This is a genomic window from Pseudomonas sp. SWI36 (genome assembly GCF_002948105.1).
Taxonomy (GTDB): domain Bacteria; phylum Pseudomonadota; class Gammaproteobacteria; order Pseudomonadales; family Pseudomonadaceae; genus Aquipseudomonas; species Aquipseudomonas alloputida.
Genome location: NZ_CP026675.1, coordinates 4,010,327 through 4,027,968 on the forward strand (window position 1 = coordinate 4,010,327; position 17,642 = coordinate 4,027,968).

Consider the following 17,642-nt stretch of genomic DNA (forward strand, 5'->3'; position numbering starts at 1 on the left):
CTGTGGGAGCGGGCGCGCCCGCGAAGAGGCCATCAAAGCCAACCCGATTTCTTGAAGCTGGCATACAACCCGGCACACCCCGTCGCAATCACCCCCAGTACCGCGAAGTAACCGTAGTGCCAACTCAGCTCCGGCATGTTCTGGAAGTTCATCCCGTAAACCCCGGCAATCGCCGTAGGGAATGCCAGAATCGCCGCCCAGGCCGCGAATTTGCGCTGCACGATGCTTTGCCGTGACGACTCCAGCAGCATGCCGATCTCGATCGTCTGGCTGGCAATGTCGCGTATACCGGCCAAGTCCTCCATCTGCCGCGTCACGTGAATCTGCACATCACGAAAGTACGGGCGCATGTTCTTGTCGATGAACGGGAAGCTCAGGCGCTGCAGTTCTTCGCTCACTTCAACCAGGGGTGCCACGTAGCGGCGCAGGCGCAGGATGTCTCGGCGCAGGCTGTGCAGGCGGCGGATGTCGTCTTCCCGCAGCGAGCCGCCCAGTACGCTTTCCTCCAGCGCTTCGATCTCGCCATGAATGGCCTCGCTGACCGGTTGGTAGTTCTCGGTGACGAAGTCGAGCAGGGCGTACAGCACGAAGTCTTCGCCATGTTCCAGCAGCAGGGGCCGAGCCTCGCAGCGCTGGCGGACCATGGCGTAGGATTTGGAGTGGCCGTTGCGGCAGGTGATGATGTAGCCGTTGCCCGCGAAGATATGGGTTTCGATGAATTCCAGCTTGCCTTCGTGGCGCACTGGCGAATAGGTGACGATGAACAACGCGTCACCGAAGGTTTCCAGCTTGGGCCGGCTGTGTTTTTCCAGGGCATCTTCGATGGCCAGTTCGTGCAGGTTGAACTGCGACTGCAGGTTGGCCAGCTCTTCGGCATTGGGCTCTTCCAGGCCGATCCACACGAAATGCCCCGGCTTGCGCGCCCACTCGCTGCCTTCGTCGATGCTGATGTTGGTGACCTTTCTGCCGGCGCTGTACACCGCCGATGCCACGACTCGACCCATGGTTGTCCGCTTATTCGTTTGAACACGGATACAGCTTGGGCTGTACCCGGCTCCAGAGCAACCCCGGATCAGGCCAGTTCTTTTTCCATGCGGTCAATGCACTGCTGCATTTGCCCACGGCATTGCTCGATCAGCGCTGGCAGGTCCTGCAGCGTCATGCCCGTCGTGGCAATGGGCGGCAGCGAGCGCACGATTACCGTGCGCTGGCGCCAGCTGTTCAGGCTCAGGCGCCTGGCATAGCGGCTGACGCAGACCGGCACGATCGGCACACCGGCCTCGATGGCCATGTGAAATGCGCCTTTCTTGAAGGCCAGCAGATGCTCGCCGGGATTGCGGGTGCCTTCGGGGAAAATCCAGATCGAGGTGTCGTCCTGCAGAACCCGGGTGGTCTTCTGTATGGCCCTGCGCGCCTGATAAGCATTCTTGCGGTCGACCAGCACGTTGCCGCCCAGCCAGAACAGTTGGCCGAACAGCGGGATCCAGCCCAGGCTCTTCTTGCCGATGGCGACGGTGCGCTGCGGCACCACTTGGCCCAGCACGAACAGATCGAAGTTGGACTGGTGGTTGGCCACGATCACGCAGCCGGGCGGGTGGTCCCACAATGGGCCGACTTCGGCCTTGACCTTGATGCGCATCAGCCAGGTGGCCGGCAAGCTGTAGAGCCGGGCGAAAACGCGGCTGTTGTCAGGGTTGAAGGGGCGGCACAGGCCAATGAGCAGGCCCACGGTGCCAACGGCAAGAAAATGCAGCCCCAGCAGGAACATACGCAATGAATAAAGCATGGTACGACTCACACCAGACGGTCGCGGGGCAGTGTACGGGTGTGCACTGGCTGGGGCAAACCTTGGTGCAGGCCTGTTCCGGCCCTTTCGCGGGCAAGCCCGCGAAAAGGGCCCGTGCGGCTAGCCCATGTGCTGCTGATCCAGCTCGATCGCCTTGTCCAGCGCCTCCAGCAGCCCTTTGCGCACTTTCAGCTTGGTGTTCTTGTGCGCCAGCATGTTCAGCTTCTTCAGCTCCCGCGCTGCGGTCATTGCCGCTTCCTGCAACTGCTCGGCCGGCACCACCTTGTCGAGGAAGCCGGCATCCACGGCACCCTGCGGGTCAAACACTTCGGCATTGATCACCGAGCGGTGGAAGGCCGAGCGGCGCAGGCGGTCGCGGGCCAGTTCAATGCCGGCGTGGTGCATGGTCATGCCGATCTGCACTTCGTTCAGGCATACCTTGTACGGCCCTTCGACGCCGATGCGGTAGTCGGCCGACAGCAGCAGGAAGGCGCCCTTGGCCACGGCATTGCCGGGGCAGGCGACCACCACCGGGAACGGGTGCGACAGCAGCCGGCGGGCGAGGGTGGAACCGGCGGTGACCAGGCTGATGGCCTCTTGGGGGCCGCGGGTCATCACCTTGAGGTCGTAACCGCCTGACAGAATGCCCGGCTGCCCGGTGATGATCACTACTGCACGCTCCTCGGTAGCGCGGTCCAGCGCTGCATTGAAGGCAGTGATGACGTCCGGCGAGATGGCATTGACCTTGCCGTTGTTCAGGGTAAGGGTGGCGATGCCGTCTTCGGCGTGGTAGGTAATCAGCTCGCTCATGGCAGAGTCCTTTTGTTGGCGTGGCGACGACGTTACCCAGCGCCAAGGGCGAGGTAAAGCAGCAAGGCTGACTGGTCGGTCAGTGCTCACGGCAGCCCAAGTGCAAATACATGAAAAAATTGAAAAAAATGCTTGCCAAAGGGAAAGTCTTTCACTAAATTAGCGCACCTCGACGGGCTGCAAGGCTTGAAGAGAAACGGTGAAGTGTCCGAGTGGTCGAAGGAGCACGCCTGGAAAGTGTGTATACGAGAAATCGTATCAAGGGTTCAAATCCCTTCTTCACCGCCACATTCTACGAAAAGCCCCCGCGCTGAAAAGTACGGGGGCTTTTTGTTTTCAGGGCCATTGGGGCTGCTGTGCAGCCCATCGCGACACAAGCGGGCTTGCCCGCGAAGCCAACACCGTGGTGGATGGCACGGGCTTCGCCCGTGTTCGCGGGCAAGCCCGCTCCCACAGGTCGCGAAAGGGCCGCAGAGCGGCCCCGGCAATCTAGAAGCTGATCGAAGCCGAAAGCCGAGCGGTACGCGGTGCCCCCTGGAACAGGTAGTTATCCCCCAGGTAATCCCCCACATCGCGCCAGTAACGCTTGTCCAGCACGTTATCCACCGTCAGCCGCAGCACCGTGTCATACCCGGCAACACGGGTACTGTAGCGGCTGCCAAGGTCGAACACGGTATACCCGCCAACCTCCACATTGCCCGCCTGGCTCGCATACTTGCTGGCGCTATACCGCGCACCGCCCAGCAGCGCGAGCCCCGGAACCGGCAGGGTATATTCCGCATGCAGCGCCGCCCGGAATTTAGGCACGTTGATCGCCTGGTGCCCTTCATAGGCTTCGGTACCGCTGTTCTGCACCCGCGCCCGAATGGCTGCCGCACTGGCCTGTACCTGCAGGTTCGGGGTCACCCGGCCGCTGGCGCCCAGTTCCAGGCCGGTATTCTTCTGCTGGCCTTGCTGCACGTAGGTGAAGTTGCCGGTGCCGTCCGGGCGCGCGTACTGGTAAGCCTGGCGGATCTGGAACAGGGCGGCACTCAGGCTCAGGCCTTGCCAGTCGTGCTTGACGCCCAGTTCCAATTGGCGGGAGGTGGTGGGTGCAAGGATCTCAGCTGCATTGCTGGCGAACCAGGGGGCCGTGCCTCCGGCAGACAGGCCCTTGGCGTAGCTGGCGTATACCGTGGTGTTCGGCTGCGGTTTGTAGATAAGCGCAGCGTTGGGCAGCAGCTCGTATTGGCGAGTATGGCGCCCGGCTACGCCGTTCTCGTCCCAGGTCTTTTCATCCAGGCGCACTTCACGGGCGCCCAGCACGGTCTGCCATTGCTCGTTGAAGCTGATGCGGTCGCTGACGAACAAGCCGTACTGGCGGCTGTCCAGCCGGCGTTCGCTGGCGCCGACGGGTTTGTCGGACGGATCGAGGTCTGGGGCGCCGGTATGGATGTTGCCGGTCCCAAGCCACTCGTTGTAGTACGGGCGCTGATCCAGTGTGCGTCGCTGCGCACTGGTACCCACAGTCAGCTCGTGCCCCACCCCCAGCGCATCGAAGTGCCCGTTGAGCATGGCCTGCGCCTCGTCGGTTCGGCGGGTATCGTCGGGGCTGCGGAAGTCATAGATGTCGTAGTCACCATTGCTGCCGAAAAACGCCCCCTCGCTCGAACCCCAGGCAAACGCGCTGTAGTCGTCGATCACCACTTTGCTGCGGGAGGCGCTCACGGTGCCGGTCCAGGTATCGTTGAAGCGGTATTCGAAGCGCCCGCCCAGGTTCAGCGAGTCGTTCTGCACGGGCTTTGCCCAATGCTGGTAGGCCAGGCGGTCTTCCGGGTCGATGCCGTGGGGCACTTCAGTGCCTCCGAGCAGTTGGTAACCCGGCACCGACGCCTGTTCGCGATGCTGGTACTCGGCATCCAGCTGCAGGGTGGCATCCGGGTTGATCTGCCAGTCGAATGCCAGCGAGGCGAAGTCGCGCTTGCCGTCAGCGTGGTCGACGTAGGTGCGGATGTCTTCATGGGCCAGGTTGGCGCGCAGGCCGAACTGCTTTTCGCTGCCGAACCAGCCGCCAAGGTCGGTGGCCAGATAGCGTTCGCCCTGTTCGTTGGTCGATACCGTGACGCTGCGTATGTCTTCGGCGCGCTTGGTCACATAGTTGATCAAGCCGCCCGGCTCCGACACGCCGGTCTGCAGCCCGGACAGGCCCTTGAGCAATTCCACCTGCTGCTTGTTTTCCAGGGCTACGTTCTGCTCTCCGGCAATGGTCTGGCCATTGATGCGGTAGCTACTGGCGGCGTTCAGCTCGAAGCCGCGCACATTGAAGTTTTCGTAGTAGCCGATGGGTGCATAGCTTTCGCCGACCGAGGCATCGCTTTGCAACACTTCGCTAAGCTTGCGTACCTGGCGGTCTTCCAGCAACTGCTGGCTGAACACGCTGACAGAGGCGGGGGTGTCGAGCAGGGGCGCGGGCTGGAAGCCGCCCACAGCGGCCTGGCGTGCCTGGTAGCCATCATTGGCGTAGGTGTCGGAGACCTGCAACGGGGCCAGCATCACGCTGTCTTCGGCAAACACAGAGGGGCACTGCAGGGCCAGGCCCAGGCTGAGCAGGCTCAGGGGCAGGCGGGGGTGATGCGGGGGCATGCGGTGGGGCTCCTGGATGCGCGATACCTGTGCCGGCCCTTTCGCGGGTAAACCCGCTCCTACACCGGGTGGTGATGCACCGGTTGGTGATACACCGGGTGGTGATACACCGGGTGGTGGTACATCGGTTTATGATGTACCGGTTGGTGATACACCAGGTGGTGATACCCCTGTAGGAGCGGGTTTACCCGCGAAGAGGCCGGCACAGGCCATGAAAAAGGCGGCATCTTACCAGCCGCCTTCCACATAAAACGATCCGGGCCCGGTGTATTCAGTCAGCCAGTCCTGATCGGCCGCTTGTGCTGCCGCCAGTTGTCATCGATCTTCGACCAGGTCTTGCCATCGGTAATGGCCATCAGCTTGCGTCCATCCTTGAAGGTGGCCAGAAAGGTCGCTTCTTCTTCCTTGCCACCCAACCACAGCCCGGCCAGCAGCCCTACTGGCCCTGCCACCAGGGCGCCGGCCACGCCCCAGCCCAAGGCGCTGCCAAGGTTGCGGTTGGTTTCCAGGCTGGCCAGCCGCAAGTCGCTGATGCGTGCCAGGGAAATCCGTTCACCGGGTGAGGGGCTGCGCGCGGTCTTGAGTGTGAGCGATCCATTGCGATACTCGCCTTCACCTTGCAAGAAATCGCCGGACTGTACCGTGAGTCTTGTCATAAATTCATCCTGTCAGGGAAAGGGCATTCCAGCGCTTACTGAGCGCTGCCCCGGCAGGCAAGTCAACGGCATTGCGACGGAGGGTAGTGCGGTACTTTGTCGCCATGGCTGGCCTCTTCGCGGGCATGCCCGTACCCACCACTGCCCTGAGTTTTGTGAGGCACCTGTGGGAGCGGGCGTGCCCGCGAAGAATCCAGCACGCATTTTTCAGGCCACCTGCAAGGCATTCTTGCGCTTGCGTTCGGCCCATCCCCAGGCCAGCAACGCCAGCCCACCAATCACCAGCCCCGCCACCACGATCCCCATCCAGCCCTGGCGCTGGAACAGCTGCGTGCCCAGCAACGACCCAAGCGCCCCGCCAATGAAGTAGCAGGTGATATAACCGGCATTCAGCCGCGTACGTGCCTCGGGCCGCAGGGCGATCACTGCGTTCTGGTTGCTCACATGCACCAGTTGTACCGCCAGGTCGAGCATCAGCACGCCCAGCAGCAAGGCGAGCAGGGACTGTTCGGCAAACCCCAGCGGCACCCACGACAGCAGCAACACCACCAGGCCCACGGTGGTACCCAGCGCGCCCTTGCCGCGGTCTGCCAGGCGCCCGGCCCAGTTGGCCGACAATGCACCCGCCGCACCGGCCAGGCCGAACAGGCCGATCACTGCATCCGAATAGTGGTAGGGGCCTTTTGCCAACAGAAACGCCAGGGGTGTCCAGAACAGGGCGAACAGGCTGAATGCCAACAGACCGAGCAGCGAGCGCAGGCGCAGCACGGGCTCTTCGATGAACAGACGGAACACGGAGCCGATCAGCGCCGGGTATTTCAGCCCGGCGTGGCTGTGGTGCTGTGGCAGGCTGCGGTACAGCGCCACGGCGGTAACTGCCATCAGCACTGCGGCCAGCACGTAGATACTGCGCCAGCCACCCAGCTCGGCCATGAAGCCGGCAGCAGTGCGCGCCAGCAGGATGCCCAGCAGCAGGCCGCTCATCAGTGTGCCGACCGCGCGCCCACGCTGATGGGGCTCGCTCAGGGTCGCTGCCATCGGCACGAGGATCTGTGCCACCACCGAGAACAGCCCGGTCAGCGCCGTGCCGAGCAGCAGCCAGGGCAGGCTGGGTGCACAGGCGCTGATGACCAGGCCCAGGGTGGAGACAACGGTCATCACGGTAATCAGCCGGCGCTGCTCGAACAGGTCGCCCAGCGGTGCCAGCAGCAACAGGCCGGCGCCATAGCTGAGCTGCGCGGCAATCACGATGCTGCCGGCGCTGGCGGTGCTCAAGCCAAACTGCTGGGCGATGCTGTGCAGCAGCGGTTGGGCGTAATAGTTGCTGGCCACGGCCAGGCCTGTGGCGGTAGCCATCAGCAGGATCAAGGCGCGGCTGAGAGTGGGGGTGTGCATGCAATTCTCGTGGGGGCAGTGGTGTGTGGTGATGATTATCAGGAAGTGTCAGGCATGACACCAATGTATAGTTTTCAACCTATTCATCTTGAAAGCAGATAGATCGATGAACCTCAAGCAGCTCGAATATGCCCTTGCCGTGGCCGACACCGGCAGTTTTACCCGCGCGGCGGAGCGCTGCCATGTGGTGCAGTCGGCCCTTAGCCATCAGGTGGCGCGGCTGGAGGCGCAGCTGGGGGTGAGCCTGTTCGAGCGTAGTTCGCGACGGGTGCGCCTGACACCTGCGGGGGAGGCCTTTGTGCTCAGTGCACGGCCCGCGGTGGAGGCGGCCCGGCGCATTGCCGATGACGTGGCAGCGGCCTGCGGCCAGGTGCGCGGGCGGCTGGCGATTGGTGAAATCAGCTCGCTCACCGCGCTGGACCTGGTCGACCTGTTGGCGGTGTTTCACGGTCGTTTCCCGGATGTGGATGTACGCTGGCTCACGGCCAAGAGCGAATTGCTGATTGCTGATGTGCTCGAGCGGCGCCTGGACGTCGGCTTTATCGGGCTGTGGCAGGGCGAAGTAGTGCAGGGGGTGCAGCATCGGTTGCTGGCCCGGGAAGAACTGGTGGCGGTGTTGCCGTTGGGGCACCGCTTGGCGGGTAGGGCACAACTGGCGCTGGCTGACCTGGCAGGCGAAGTGTTGGTGGACTTCCCCGAAGGCACCGGGGCGCGACGACAGACCGACGAGGCGTTTCAGGCGGTGGGGTTGCAGCGCAGGGTGCAGTTCGAGATCGGGCATGTTCGTCTGGTAGAGAAATTCGTGCAGCGGGGCATGGCCGTCGGCCTGGTGCCCGAGCGGGTGGCTCAAGGCATCGAAGGTGTAGCAGTGGCGCGGTTGGTGGATGCGCCGGTGCGGCACTTGTATGCGGTGTGGTCGTCCAGCCCCACACCGGCTGCCCGGGCTTTTCTGGACGTGATGGAACAGTGCCTGGGGGCAAAGAAAGGCTAAGCCTGTGCCGGCGCTGTCGCGGCACAGGCAACCTTTGAATCAGGCTGCAAACCCACCATCTACAGTCAGGCTGGCCCCGGTGATATACCCGGCTTCAGGCCCTGCCAGGTAAGCCACGAAGCTGGCAATCTCCTCCGGCTCGCCATATCGCCCAATGGCCATGAGCGGAATCAGGCTCTCGGCAAACTCGCCACTGGCCGGGTTCATGTCGGTGTCCACCGGGCCGGGCTGCACATTGTTCACGGTAATGCCCTGCGGCCCGAGGTCGCGTGCCATGCCGCGGGTCAGGCCAACCAGTGCCGACTTGCTCATGGCGTACGGTGCACCACCGGCAAACGGCATGCGCTCGGCGTTGGTGCTGCCAATGTTGATGATACGACCGCCCTGGCCCATATAGCGTGCCGCGGCCTGGCTGGCGACGAACACGCTGCGTACGTTCACGGCCAGCATGTGATCGAAGTCGGCCAGGTCGAACTCTGTCACTGGGGCCACTGCCAGCACACCGGCGTTGTTGACCAGGATATCCAGCCGGCCCAAGGCCTTCACGGTGTCATCCACCGCCAGCTGCACGGCCGCGGCATCAGCGCTGTCAGCCCGCAGGGCCAAGGCTTTGCCGCCGTTCTCGGTAATTTCCCGGGCCAGTTCTTCGGCCGGGCCGGCAGAGCTGACATAGGTGAAGGCCACTTGCGCGCCTTCGCGGGCCAGGCGCCGTACGATGGCTGCGCCAATGCCTCGGGAACCGCCCTGAACCAGGGCCACTTTGCCTTCGAGTGTAAGTTGCTTGGACATGCTGTTCTCCTGCTGGAAGCCAGGCCGAAATGCCTTGGATGGGCACAGTATCGGCGCTCGATTGCCTACTGATAAGATGGTAATCACTATCAGCAGAGTAAACCTTTGGTTGCTAATCATGGCCATGGAATCATTCAGCGCGTTGGAATGCTTCATCCGCAGTGCCGAGGTCGGCAGTTTTGCCGAAGCCGCCAGGCGCCTGAGCCTTACCCCGGCTGCCGTGGGCAAGCACGTTGCGCAGCTGGAAGCGCGCCTGGGTGTGCGGTTGTTCCAGCGTAGTACCCGCAAGCTGACCTTGACCGAAGCGGGGCAGCGTTTTCTCGGCGAGGTCAGTGACAGCTTTCGCACCATTCAGTACGCCGTGGCCAACCTGGCCAGTGCAGAAGGCCAGCCGGCCGGGTCGTTACGGGTGAGCATGGGCACGGTGTTCGGGCGTTTGTATGTGCTGCCGTTGCTGGGGGAATTCTTGCGCCGATACCCGGCGATTACCCCGGATTGGCATTTCGACAACCGCCAGGTCGACCTGATCGGCCAGGGCTTCGATGCAGCGATTGGCGGTGGTTTCGAACTGCCGCCAGGGGTGGTGGCGCGCAAGCTGACCCCGGCGCACCGGGTGTTGGTGGCGGCGCCGGCCTATCTGCAGCGGCACGCGCCGATAGAAGACCCGCAGGTGCTGCAACGCCATGACGGCATCCTGGTGCGGTCACCGCAGACCGGGCGGGTGCGCTCGTGGCCGTTGACCAGCCGTTGGCAGGCGCAGCAGCCGCTGCAATTGCGCCAGGCGATGACCATGAGCGATTCGGACGCGGCGTGCGCGGTGGCCGAGCAGGGGCTGGGCATTGCCCTGGTGAGCCTGCCGTTTGCCGTGCCCTACTTGCTGGCCGGGCGGCTGCTGCGGGTGTTGCCGGACTGGTATGTGGACGATGGGCATATCAGCCTGTATTTCGCCGAGCACAAGCTGTTGCCGGGCAAGACCCGGGCGTTCATCGATTTTGTGGTGGAGCAGTTTGCCGAGCAGGGGCTGGCGGGGCGGTTCGATGCCCTGCAGGCCCTTTAGAGAATTATTGCCTGTGCCGGCCCTTTCGCAGGCCCGCCCGCGCCCACAGGGATATCACAGCCCTGAAGACAGTGGGGTCCTTGTGCGGGCGTGCCCGCGAAGAGGCCGGTTCAGACAACATCGACAATGAACGATACCTGCGCCCCCAGGCTCACCTCGTCATCCACCCGCTTGCCCAGCAACAGCTGCCCCAGCGGCGAACGCGGGGTAATCACCGTCACCAGCCCGTCACCCTCGCCAATCTTCAACCCCGCTGCCTCAGGCCCGAGAAACAGCCGGCGCTGCCCGCCATCTTCATTTTTCAGGGTCACCAGGTTGCTTACCTGCACACCGCGCGCCGGGTCGTAATCACGCAGCAGCAACTGCTGGTAGATCACCAGCGCCTGGCGGATCTCGGCACTGCGGCGGGCCTGGCCAGTGGCCAGGTACGAGGCCTCCAGGCCCAGCGTGTCGTACTTGTTCTCGGCGATGTTCTCTTCGGCGGTGGCAGCCTCGTAGGCGGTTTGCGCCGCGCGGGTCAGCACGTCCAGGTCATGCTCGAGGGTGGCGACAATCAGCGCCAGCAGGTGGGGCTTGTCCATGGTCAGTAACAGAACTCCAGCACGTTGGCCTGGCTTTTTTCGGTGGGCGCGGTACGGTTTTGCTGCAGCCAGAACTGGCACTTGGGGCTGTTGAGGTTGCGCGGGTTGCCTTGGGCGGCATCGGCGGCCTGTTGCAGCTCCTGTTTGTGCAGGATGTCCTTGTAGCGTTCGAACATCTCGGCCTGGGCATCCTGGGCAGTGGCCGGTGCAGGCGTTGCAACGGGGCGGTCTGCATGCGGGGCTACAACCTGGGCCAGAGGTTGCACCTGCTGTGGCCACAACTGCTGGGCCAGCCACAGGCTCGCGGCAATGGCCATGGCGCCTAGCCACAGGCCCAAGGCAACGCACATGATCAACGGCAACGGCTTGAGGGTGATCTTCAATTCACGGTGGCGCGGCATGGCAGCTTCCTGGCAACGTGGTAGGGGGGCATTGTCGCATGCGCTTGGGCATTTTTCTGCGCAGATGCTTTTGTCAGCGCCAATTTATGCGCAGAATTCGCGGTTTTTGCACCAGCACGGGAGGGGCGCATGAAAGCCACCTGGGACATCTTCTGCAGCGTCGTCGACAACTACGGCGATATCGGCGTTACCTGGCGCCTGGCCCGGCAGTTGGTGGCCGAGCACGGCCTGGCGGTGCGCCTGTGGGTGGATGACCTCAACGCTTTCACGCCCATGTGCCCTGGCGCCGATGCCACGGCGGCGCAACAGTGGCAGCACGGTGTGGATGTACGCCACTGGCCGGCAGCGTGGTTGCCGGTGGCGCCGGCCGATGTGGTGATCGGCGCGTTCGCCTGCCAGTTGCCCGTGGCGTATGTGGAGGCCATGCGCGCCCGTCCGCAGCCGCCGCTCTGGCTCAACCTCGAGTACCTGAGTGCCGAGGAATGGGTGGAGGGTTGCCATGGGTTGCCTTCGCCGCAGCCCAACGGTTTGCGCAAGGTATTCTTTTTCCCGGGCTTTACCGACAAAACGGGCGGTTTGCTGCGCGAAGGCTCGCTGCTGGCCCGGCGTGATGCGTTCCAGCAGTCGGCGGAGGCGCGCCGTGCGTTTTTGCAGGGGCTTTGTGTAGACCTAGTGCCGGGTGCGCTGCTGATTTCGCTGTTCGCCTATGAAAACCCACAGCTGGGCAACTGGCTTGATGCCCTGGCCACGGCTGACCAGGCCTGCCACCTGCTGGTCCCGCAAGGGCGCGTTGTCGCGGGGCTCAGCCAGTGGTTGGGCGAGGGGCCGCTGCACGTGGGTGATGTGCGCACCCGTGGGGCGCTGACCGTTCAGGTGCTGCCTTTCGTCAGCCAGGACGACTTCGACCGGCTGTTATGGTGCTGTGATTTCAATGCCGTGCGTGGCGAAGACTCATTCGTGCGTGCGCAGTGGGCGGGGCAGCCGATGCTGTGGCACATCTATGTGCAGGACGAGAATGCCCATTGGGAAAAGCTCGAAGCGTTCCTCGCGCATTATCGCTGCGGCCTGTCAGACGATGCCGATGCAGCCCTGCTGGGCCTGTGGCGTGCCTGGAACATGGATTTCGACATGGGCCAGGCCTGGCGGGCGGCCCGCCAGCATTGGCCGGAACTGCAGCAGCATGCTCGCCTTTGGGGGGCGCGACAGGCCGCTCAGCCGGACCTTGCCACAGCGCTAGTACACTTTTACCGAAATTCGCTATGATACGCGGCCTCGATTTTTATAAATCCATCCAGATTCGGATACTTCGTAATGAAAACTGGTAAAGAACTGAAACCCGGTACCGTCCTGCGGATCGACAACGACCCGTGGCTGGTTCAAAAAGCTGAGTTCACCAAGTCGGGCCGTAACAGCGCGATCATGAAGACCAAGCTGAAGAACCTGCTGACCGGCTACAAGACCGAAACCGTATACGGTGCGGACGACAAGCTGGACGACGTGATCCTGGATCGCAAAGAAGCGACCCTGTCGTTCATCAATGGTGACGAGTACACCTTCATGGACACCACCGACTACACCATGTACGAGCTGAACGCCGAAGACATCGAAGCCGTTCTGCCGTACATCGAAGAAGGCATGGAAGACGTCTGCGAAGCCGTGTTCTTCGAAGGCCGTCTGGTGTCGGTTGAGCTGCCGACCACCATCAGCCGTAAAGTTGTCTACACCGAGAACGCTGCTCGCGGTGACACCTCCGGCAAAGTCATGAAGCCTGCCAAGCTGGCGAACGGTACCGAGATCTCGGTTGCCGACTTCATCCAGATCGACGAGTGGATCGACATCGACACTCGCGACAACAGCTTCAAAGGCCGTTCCAAGAAGTAATGCTTCTTGCGAGACGCAAAAAACCCGGCGCAAGCCGGGTTTTTTATGCCTGTGTGCTCGTGCTTTGTGGGTGCAACTGTCGTGCTCAATTTCTAAAAGCTGGCGCAGATCCGTGTGGGAGCGGGCTTGCCCGCGAACACGGGCGAAGCCCGTGCCATCCACCGCGGCGTATTCTTCGCGGGTAAACCCACCCACAGAGGATCGCGCAAGCCTTTGCGTCTTAGACGGTTACGTGCAGGCGCACATCCACATTACCCCGGGTGGCATTGGAGTACGGGCACACCTGGTGCGCCTTTTCCACCAGCCCTTCGGCATCGGCCTGGGCCAGGCCCGGCAGGTTGATGTGCAGGTCGATGTCCAGGCCGAAACCGCCCGGGATCTGGCCGATGCCCACCTTGGCGGTGATCGAGGTATCTGCCGGCAGGGCTTTCTTCTCTTGCCCGGCCACGAATTTCAAGGCGCCGATGAAGCAGGCCGAGTAACCGGCGGCGAACATCTGCTCGGGGTTGGTGCCGTCACCGCCCGCGCCGCCCAGTTCTTTGGGGGTGCTGAGCTTGACTTCCAGCTTGCCATCGCTGGAGCGGGATTTGCCGTCGCGCCCACCGGTGGAGGTTGCTTCTGCGATGTACAGCGGAGTGACCTTTTGCATCTTGAGCCTCGCTAATGTGCTGTGCACTCCCGTTTGCAGGAGGGCGGGGGTTGGTGTGGGATTTAAATTAGCGCGCAATTAGTTAGCGCGCAAGATAAATAATCACCGTTCATCGGAACGGCCATTTCACAGCATAGCGCTCAGAGGTTTTTTTGCAGGTTGTCGCGCAGGATCAGCAGGTCGGCTTGCAGTTGCTGCAGCTGCTCCAGGCTGCGCCCGCTGGCCTTGAGAATGCATTGCGGCACCTCTTTGGCCTGCTGTTGCAGGGCGCGGCCCTTGTCGGTCAGTTGCACCATCACTACCCGTTCATCTTCGCGGCTGCGGTTGCGCTGCAACAGGCCTTCGCTTTCCAGGCGCTTGAGCAGCGGGGTCAGCGAGCCTGGGTCGGTCAGCAGGTGCTGGCTGATTTCGCCCACGGTCAGGCCGTCACGCTCCCACAGCACGAGCATGGCAAGGTATTGCGGGTAGGTCAGGCCTAGCGCCTGCAGCAGCGGCTTGTAGACCTTGGTCATCAGCAACGAGGTGGAGTGCAGGGCGAAACAGACCTGGTTGTCCAGCAGCAGCTCGTCACAGGAGGCTTGGGTGTCGGCGTTCATGCAGGTCCTTGAAAGTCATCAATGGAAAATTCTGGCACGCTGATCATCAGTGCGCGAATTAATCGCGCAATTCACTGCGCAAGGCCAGGTCCCAGGGTGGAATCGGGCTGAAGCGGCTCTTGAGGAATTCGAGCAGCAAACGGCTGCGAGAGTTCGTTTCATGTGCCAGGCGTAGCGCGTAAATGCCGCTGGTCTCGGCTTCAGGCAAGCCGCCGTCGCAGAACAACGGGATCAGCTCGCCGCGCAGCAGGTATTCACTGATCAGCCAAGTGGGAAGGTGGGCTATCCCCAGGCCGGCGAGGGCGCCGAACAGCAGGGTTTCGGCATTGTTGGCGGCCATGCGCATGCGCGCGGGGCGATACAGGCGGGTTTGCCCGGCCACACTGAAGCGCCAGGCGAACGGCGGCGCCAGGCCATCCCAGTCCAGCCCGTCATGCCCGGGCAGTTCGCTGGGGCAGGTGGGGATGCCGCGGCTGGCCAGGTAGGCGGGGCTGGCGCAGGCGATGCGTACCATGTAGGCGAGCGGTGTGGCGACCAGGCGGGTGTCGGCCAAGGGGCCGGCGCGCAACACCAGGTCGACCTCGCCCAGGTGGCTGCCCTGCAGGTCGACAAAGCTGTCGATCAACCGCAGTTGCACGTCCAGGCCCGGGTAGGCCACCAGGAAGTCGGCAATGGCCGGGGCCAGGTGGCGGCGGCCAAACGCGGCAGGGGCGTCGATGCGGATCAGGCCTTCCGGGGCATTGCTCAGTGACACCGCTTCAGCCCGGGCCAGGCGCAACTCCTCGATGATGCGCCTGGCCCGCTCGGCAAAGGCGTTGCCTGCAGGCGTGGCCCGCACCGCGTGGGTGCTGCGGGTGAACAGGCGGCTGCCGACGGCGCTTTCCAGGTTGTCGATGCGCCGTGCTACCGCAGACGGGGTCAGCGGGTGGCGACGGGCGGCGGCAGAAAAGCTGCCGGTTTCCAGCACATCGAGGAACAGGCTCAATTGGTCGGTCAGGATATCGGGGCTCATGGCTGCCTTGCTTTTGCGAAAAACGCACAGCCATTGTGCGCTGCTGTGCGTTTCCCCGCCAGCGCACAATCGTTAGCATGCTCGCATTATTGGTACAGGCGGACGAGGCCCTGATGATCGAGTGGTTGTTGTATATCGTGCTGGGCGCTGCCCTGGGCACCATGGGGGGCTTGTTTGGCATAGGCGGCGGGCTGATTGCGATTCCGGCGCTGGGCGTGCTTTTTGGCCTGGACCAGCAGTTGGCGCAGGGGACCGCGTTGGTGATGGTGGTGCCGAACGTGCTGCTGGCGCTGTGGCGGTATCACCAGCGCAACCGCATCGCGTTGCGCCATGCGTTGCCGCTGTCGGCGTGCAGCTTCCTGTTCGCCTGGTTGGGGTCGATCTGGGCGGTGGGGCTTGATGCGCATTCCATGCGCCTGGGTTTTGTCGGCTTCCTGGTAGCGTTGGCGGTGTGGAACGTGGTGCGGATGTTCATGAAGGTGTCGCCGCCGAGTGCCGAGCTGCGTCATGCCTGGCCGTGGCTGGGTGTGCTGGGCAGCTTTGCCGGCACCATGGGCGGCTTGTTCGGGGTGGGTGGGGCCGTGGTGGCCACGCCGATCCTGACCAGTGTGTTCGGCGCTACTCAGGTGGTGGCGCAGGGGCTGTCACTGGCGCTGGCGGCGCCGAGTACCTTGGTCACGCTGGTGACCTATGGCGTGCACCATAGCGTTGACTGGGGGGTTGGGATTCCCTTGGCAGTGGGTGGCTTGCTCAGCATCAGCTGGGGCGTGAAGCTGGCCCACGCGTTGCCGGAGAAGGTATTGCGGGCGATGTTCTGTGTGTTCCTGGTGGTCTGTGCGGTGATGCTGGGGTTTGAGCTTTGAGATTGTGGGGCCGCTTTACGGCCCCCGATCACTTGAAACCCTCAACGATGTAGTCGGCCATGCAGTCGGTGATTGGCGAGGGGGTCTGCGTACTGCGCACCAGCATTACATTGGCCATGGGCAACTGTGGCAGTCCTTCGCTCTCACCCAGAATGCGGATGTTGCCCCCGATCAGGCTCTGCAGCTGCGCGGTCACTGCCAGCCCGGCGGTGACGATGGCAAAGATCGCCGCCAGGCTTGGGCTGGTGTAGGCAATACGGTAATCGATGCCCTGTGCCTCCAGCGCATTGCAGGTCCAGGCGCGACAGAAGCAGTCGGTGTTGAACAGCGCCACCGGCATCGGCCGCTGTTCATGCGGGCAAAAGCCTTCTGCCGCGGCCCACACCAGGCGTTCCTGGCGCAGCAACTGGCCAATCTCGTTACCGGGCTCGCGGGTGACGATGGTCAGGTCCAGATCTTGGCGCAGCATCAACTGCTTGGACGAATCGCAATGCACTTCCACCTGCACCAGCGGGTAGGCCTGGGCAAAGCTCGACAAGATGGTCGGCAGGAAGCGCATGGCGTAGTCGTCTGGTGTGCCGATGCGCACCAGCCCCACCATGTGCGGCATGCGCAGGGTGTTGAACACTTCGCCATGCAACTTGAGAATGCGCCGGGCATACCCCAGCAGTACCTGGCCTTCGGCGGTCAGCCGCACCTGACGGCCATCACGTTCGAATAGCTGGCGCTGCAGAATGTCTTCTTCCAGGCGTTTCATCTGCATGCTGACCGCTGACTGGGTGCGGTTGACCACTTCGCCTGCGCGGGTAAAGCCGCCTTGCTCGGCAATGGCGACGAAGGTGCGCAGGACGTCCGCGTCGAGGCTCTGGTACTGGGACATTGCATCAATCTCCGAGATGCATCGCATCAGAAACATTCGTTGGATTGATCTTAAGCCTGGCGTGAGACTGAGGCCATCAACACGGAGGGCTTCACGATGAAAGGTCATGTCAGCAGCATCCAGCAACCTGCCTTTTCCCTGAGCTACCTGTGGCATGCGGCCTTGCAGCGTCCGGCGCGCTGGCTGGAGTTGTACCGTCAGCGTCAGGAACTGGCCAGCCTCAGTGATGCAACCTTGCGCGACTTGGGGTTGAGTCGGGCGGATATCCAGCAAGAGGCCGAGCGGCATTTCTGGGATGATCCACTGAGGAAGTGATGCCATGCGTGGCAGTCGCTTCAGCTCCAGCTCCAGCTCTTGCTTTGGCTTTTGCTTCTAAGCGCGCGGTAGTTCAGGCGATGCAGATTGCGACTTCAGGAGGCCGAGCGCAGGGCTTGCGGAGGGAGGTGACGGGCATGGATGCCCGTCAAGCGCTGGGCCCCAGGATGGGGCCTGCAGCGCGGTCCTCCCGGGAGCAAGCCCGGAGCGAGGGGACCCCGGAGCGTAGCGTAGGGGCCGGATGATGGGAGCCGACGGTTTTGGTTACTTTGGCCACGACCAAAGTAACCCGCCGGAAGGGCGGAAGGGTGAATAGGCGCCTCCATCGTGAATGAATGTCTACTTGATGTGAAAGCGC

General features: G+C 63.0%; 19 protein-coding genes and 1 tRNA gene. 7 read left to right on the plus strand and 13 right to left on the minus strand.

The window, feature by feature from the left end; all coding sequences use genetic code 11:
• Positions 1–32: 32 nt before the first annotated feature.
• From C4Q27_RS19190 to C4Q27_RS19200, 3 genes are all read right to left on the minus strand, one after another.
• Positions 33–1,004 carry a magnesium and cobalt transport protein CorA gene (locus C4Q27_RS19190; protein WP_010952874.1) on the minus strand — a complete coding sequence of 324 codons (972 nt, stop codon included), beginning with the start codon at positions 1,002–1,004 and terminating at the stop codon, positions 33–35.
• A gap of 68 nt (positions 1,005–1,072) precedes the next feature.
• Positions 1,073–1,786, minus strand: a complete 714-nt coding sequence (locus C4Q27_RS19195; protein ID WP_104887204.1) for a 1-acyl-sn-glycerol-3-phosphate acyltransferase — start codon at positions 1,784–1,786, stop codon at positions 1,073–1,075.
• A 120-nt stretch (positions 1,787–1,906) separates the two neighbouring features.
• Positions 1,907–2,596 carry a crotonase/enoyl-CoA hydratase family protein gene (locus C4Q27_RS19200; protein WP_076403568.1) on the minus strand — a complete coding sequence of 230 codons (690 nt, stop codon included), beginning with the start codon at positions 2,594–2,596 and terminating at the stop codon, positions 1,907–1,909.
• 198 nt (positions 2,597–2,794) lie between these two features.
• Here C4Q27_RS19200 and C4Q27_RS19205 point away from each other — a divergent pair.
• Positions 2,795–2,884: transfer RNA gene (locus tag C4Q27_RS19205), tRNA-Ser, on the plus strand.
• A 201-nt stretch (positions 2,885–3,085) separates the two neighbouring features.
• On the opposite strand, the gene C4Q27_RS19215 is transcribed toward C4Q27_RS19205, so the two are convergent.
• The 3 genes from C4Q27_RS19215 to C4Q27_RS19230 all read right to left on the minus strand — a co-directional run bounded on the left by C4Q27_RS19215 (position 3,086) and on the right by C4Q27_RS19230 (position 7,269).
• The gene (locus C4Q27_RS19215; protein WP_104887205.1) at positions 3,086–5,218 is read right to left on the minus strand and encodes a TonB-dependent siderophore receptor; all 2,133 of its coding nucleotides are present in this window, start codon (positions 5,216–5,218) and stop codon (positions 3,086–3,088) included.
• 275 nt (positions 5,219–5,493) lie between these two features.
• Positions 5,494–5,874, minus strand: coding sequence for a hypothetical protein (locus tag C4Q27_RS19220; RefSeq protein ID WP_020190956.1), 381 nt, complete (start codon positions 5,872–5,874; stop codon positions 5,494–5,496).
• 207 nt (positions 5,875–6,081) lie between these two features.
• Entirely contained in the window at positions 6,082–7,269 is a 1,188-nt protein-coding gene (locus C4Q27_RS19230; protein ID WP_014754115.1) for an MFS transporter, read from the minus strand.
• A 106-nt stretch (positions 7,270–7,375) separates the two neighbouring features.
• Between C4Q27_RS19230 and C4Q27_RS19235 the strand changes: the two genes are divergently transcribed.
• Positions 7,376–8,260 (plus strand): LysR family transcriptional regulator, encoded by an 885-nt coding sequence (locus tag C4Q27_RS19235; protein ID WP_104887206.1) that lies wholly within the window; start codon positions 7,376–7,378, stop codon positions 8,258–8,260.
• Between the two features lie 39 nt (positions 8,261–8,299).
• On the opposite strand, the gene C4Q27_RS19240 is transcribed toward C4Q27_RS19235, so the two are convergent.
• A complete protein-coding gene (locus C4Q27_RS19240; RefSeq protein ID WP_064490987.1) occupies positions 8,300–9,049 on the minus strand; it encodes a 3-oxoacyl-ACP reductase family protein in 750 nt (249 codons plus the stop codon).
• 118 nt (positions 9,050–9,167) lie between these two features.
• On the opposite strand from C4Q27_RS19240, the gene C4Q27_RS19245 reads away from it, so the two are divergent.
• A complete protein-coding gene (locus tag C4Q27_RS19245; protein WP_064490988.1) occupies positions 9,168–10,106 on the plus strand; it encodes a LysR family transcriptional regulator in 939 nt (312 codons plus the stop codon).
• Positions 10,107–10,216: 110 nt separating this feature from the next.
• On the opposite strand, the gene C4Q27_RS19250 is transcribed toward C4Q27_RS19245, so the two are convergent.
• Together C4Q27_RS19250 and C4Q27_RS19255 are read right to left on the minus strand one after the other, a co-directional pair.
• On the minus strand, positions 10,217–10,687 hold the full coding sequence (locus tag C4Q27_RS19250; RefSeq protein WP_064490989.1) for a GreA/GreB family elongation factor: 471 nt from the start codon (positions 10,685–10,687) through the stop codon (positions 10,217–10,219).
• 2 nt (positions 10,688–10,689) lie between these two features.
• Positions 10,690–11,088 carry a hypothetical protein gene (locus C4Q27_RS19255; RefSeq protein ID WP_020193656.1) on the minus strand — a complete coding sequence of 133 codons (399 nt, stop codon included), beginning with the start codon at positions 11,086–11,088 and terminating at the stop codon, positions 10,690–10,692.
• Between the two features lie 129 nt (positions 11,089–11,217).
• Between C4Q27_RS19255 and earP the strand changes: the two genes are divergently transcribed.
• A complete protein-coding gene (gene earP / locus C4Q27_RS19260; protein ID WP_104887207.1) occupies positions 11,218–12,351 on the plus strand; it encodes an elongation factor P maturation arginine rhamnosyltransferase EarP in 1,134 nt (377 codons plus the stop codon).
• Between the two features lie 48 nt (positions 12,352–12,399).
• Positions 12,400–12,969, plus strand: coding sequence for an elongation factor P (efp, locus tag C4Q27_RS19265; protein WP_003252871.1), 570 nt, complete (start codon positions 12,400–12,402; stop codon positions 12,967–12,969).
• Between the two features lie 220 nt (positions 12,970–13,189).
• Here the strand turns inward: efp and C4Q27_RS19275 are convergent, their stop codons facing one another.
• From C4Q27_RS19275 to C4Q27_RS19285, 3 genes are all read right to left on the minus strand, one after another.
• Entirely contained in the window at positions 13,190–13,618 is a 429-nt protein-coding gene (locus C4Q27_RS19275; protein WP_020192083.1) for an organic hydroperoxide resistance protein, read from the minus strand.
• A 140-nt stretch (positions 13,619–13,758) separates the two neighbouring features.
• A complete protein-coding gene (locus tag C4Q27_RS19280; RefSeq protein ID WP_020192084.1) occupies positions 13,759–14,214 on the minus strand; it encodes a MarR family winged helix-turn-helix transcriptional regulator in 456 nt (151 codons plus the stop codon).
• Positions 14,215–14,272: 58 nt separating this feature from the next.
• Complete coding sequence (locus tag C4Q27_RS19285; protein WP_064490991.1) at positions 14,273–15,226, minus strand: LysR family transcriptional regulator; 954 nt, start codon at positions 15,224–15,226, stop codon at positions 14,273–14,275.
• 113 nt (positions 15,227–15,339) lie between these two features.
• Between C4Q27_RS19285 and C4Q27_RS19290 the strand changes: the two genes are divergently transcribed.
• Entirely contained in the window at positions 15,340–16,089 is a 750-nt protein-coding gene (locus C4Q27_RS19290; protein WP_003252877.1) for a sulfite exporter TauE/SafE family protein, read from the plus strand.
• Positions 16,090–16,117: 28 nt separating this feature from the next.
• On the opposite strand, the gene C4Q27_RS19295 is transcribed toward C4Q27_RS19290, so the two are convergent.
• Complete coding sequence (locus C4Q27_RS19295; RefSeq protein ID WP_003252879.1) at positions 16,118–16,969, minus strand: LysR substrate-binding domain-containing protein; 852 nt, start codon at positions 16,967–16,969, stop codon at positions 16,118–16,120.
• Between the two features lie 96 nt (positions 16,970–17,065).
• On the opposite strand from C4Q27_RS19295, the gene C4Q27_RS19300 reads away from it, so the two are divergent.
• Positions 17,066–17,284, plus strand: coding sequence for a DUF1127 domain-containing protein (locus C4Q27_RS19300; RefSeq protein ID WP_014591954.1), 219 nt, complete (start codon positions 17,066–17,068; stop codon positions 17,282–17,284).
• The last annotated feature ends 358 nt before the right edge of the window (positions 17,285–17,642 follow it).

Coding starts and splice junctions, on each gene's coding strand:
- C4Q27_RS19245 (WP_064490988.1), top strand. CDS start 9,168: ATGGCCATGGAATCATTCAGCGCGTTGGAATGCTTCATCCGCAGTGCC.
- C4Q27_RS19215 (WP_104887205.1), bottom strand. CDS start 5,218: ATGCCCCCGCATCACCCCCGCCTGCCCCTGAGCCTGCTCAGCCTGGGC.
- C4Q27_RS19250 (WP_064490989.1), bottom strand. CDS start 10,687: ATGGACAAGCCCCACCTGCTGGCGCTGATTGTCGCCACCCTCGAGCAT.
- C4Q27_RS19230 (WP_014754115.1), bottom strand. CDS start 7,269: ATGCACACCCCCACTCTCAGCCGCGCCTTGATCCTGCTGATGGCTACC.
- C4Q27_RS19290 (WP_003252877.1), top strand. CDS start 15,340: ATGATCGAGTGGTTGTTGTATATCGTGCTGGGCGCTGCCCTGGGCACC.
- C4Q27_RS19280 (WP_020192084.1), bottom strand. CDS start 14,214: ATGAACGCCGACACCCAAGCCTCCTGTGACGAGCTGCTGCTGGACAAC.
- C4Q27_RS19235 (WP_104887206.1), top strand. CDS start 7,376: ATGAACCTCAAGCAGCTCGAATATGCCCTTGCCGTGGCCGACACCGGC.
- C4Q27_RS19295 (WP_003252879.1), bottom strand. CDS start 16,969: ATGTCCCAGTACCAGAGCCTCGACGCGGACGTCCTGCGCACCTTCGTC.
- C4Q27_RS19195 (WP_104887204.1), bottom strand. CDS start 1,786: ATGCTTTATTCATTGCGTATGTTCCTGCTGGGGCTGCATTTTCTTGCC.
- C4Q27_RS19255 (WP_020193656.1), bottom strand. CDS start 11,088: ATGCCGCGCCACCGTGAATTGAAGATCACCCTCAAGCCGTTGCCGTTG.
- C4Q27_RS19200 (WP_076403568.1), bottom strand. CDS start 2,596: ATGAGCGAGCTGATTACCTACCACGCCGAAGACGGCATCGCCACCCTT.
- C4Q27_RS19300 (WP_014591954.1), top strand. CDS start 17,066: ATGAAAGGTCATGTCAGCAGCATCCAGCAACCTGCCTTTTCCCTGAGC.
- efp (WP_003252871.1), top strand. CDS start 12,400: ATGAAAACTGGTAAAGAACTGAAACCCGGTACCGTCCTGCGGATCGAC.
- C4Q27_RS19240 (WP_064490987.1), bottom strand. CDS start 9,049: ATGTCCAAGCAACTTACACTCGAAGGCAAAGTGGCCCTGGTTCAGGGC.
- C4Q27_RS19190 (WP_010952874.1), bottom strand. CDS start 1,004: ATGGGTCGAGTCGTGGCATCGGCGGTGTACAGCGCCGGCAGAAAGGTC.
- earP (WP_104887207.1), top strand. CDS start 11,218: ATGAAAGCCACCTGGGACATCTTCTGCAGCGTCGTCGACAACTACGGC.
- C4Q27_RS19220 (WP_020190956.1), bottom strand. CDS start 5,874: ATGACAAGACTCACGGTACAGTCCGGCGATTTCTTGCAAGGTGAAGGC.
- C4Q27_RS19285 (WP_064490991.1), bottom strand. CDS start 15,226: ATGAGCCCCGATATCCTGACCGACCAATTGAGCCTGTTCCTCGATGTG.
- C4Q27_RS19275 (WP_020192083.1), bottom strand. CDS start 13,618: ATGCAAAAGGTCACTCCGCTGTACATCGCAGAAGCAACCTCCACCGGT.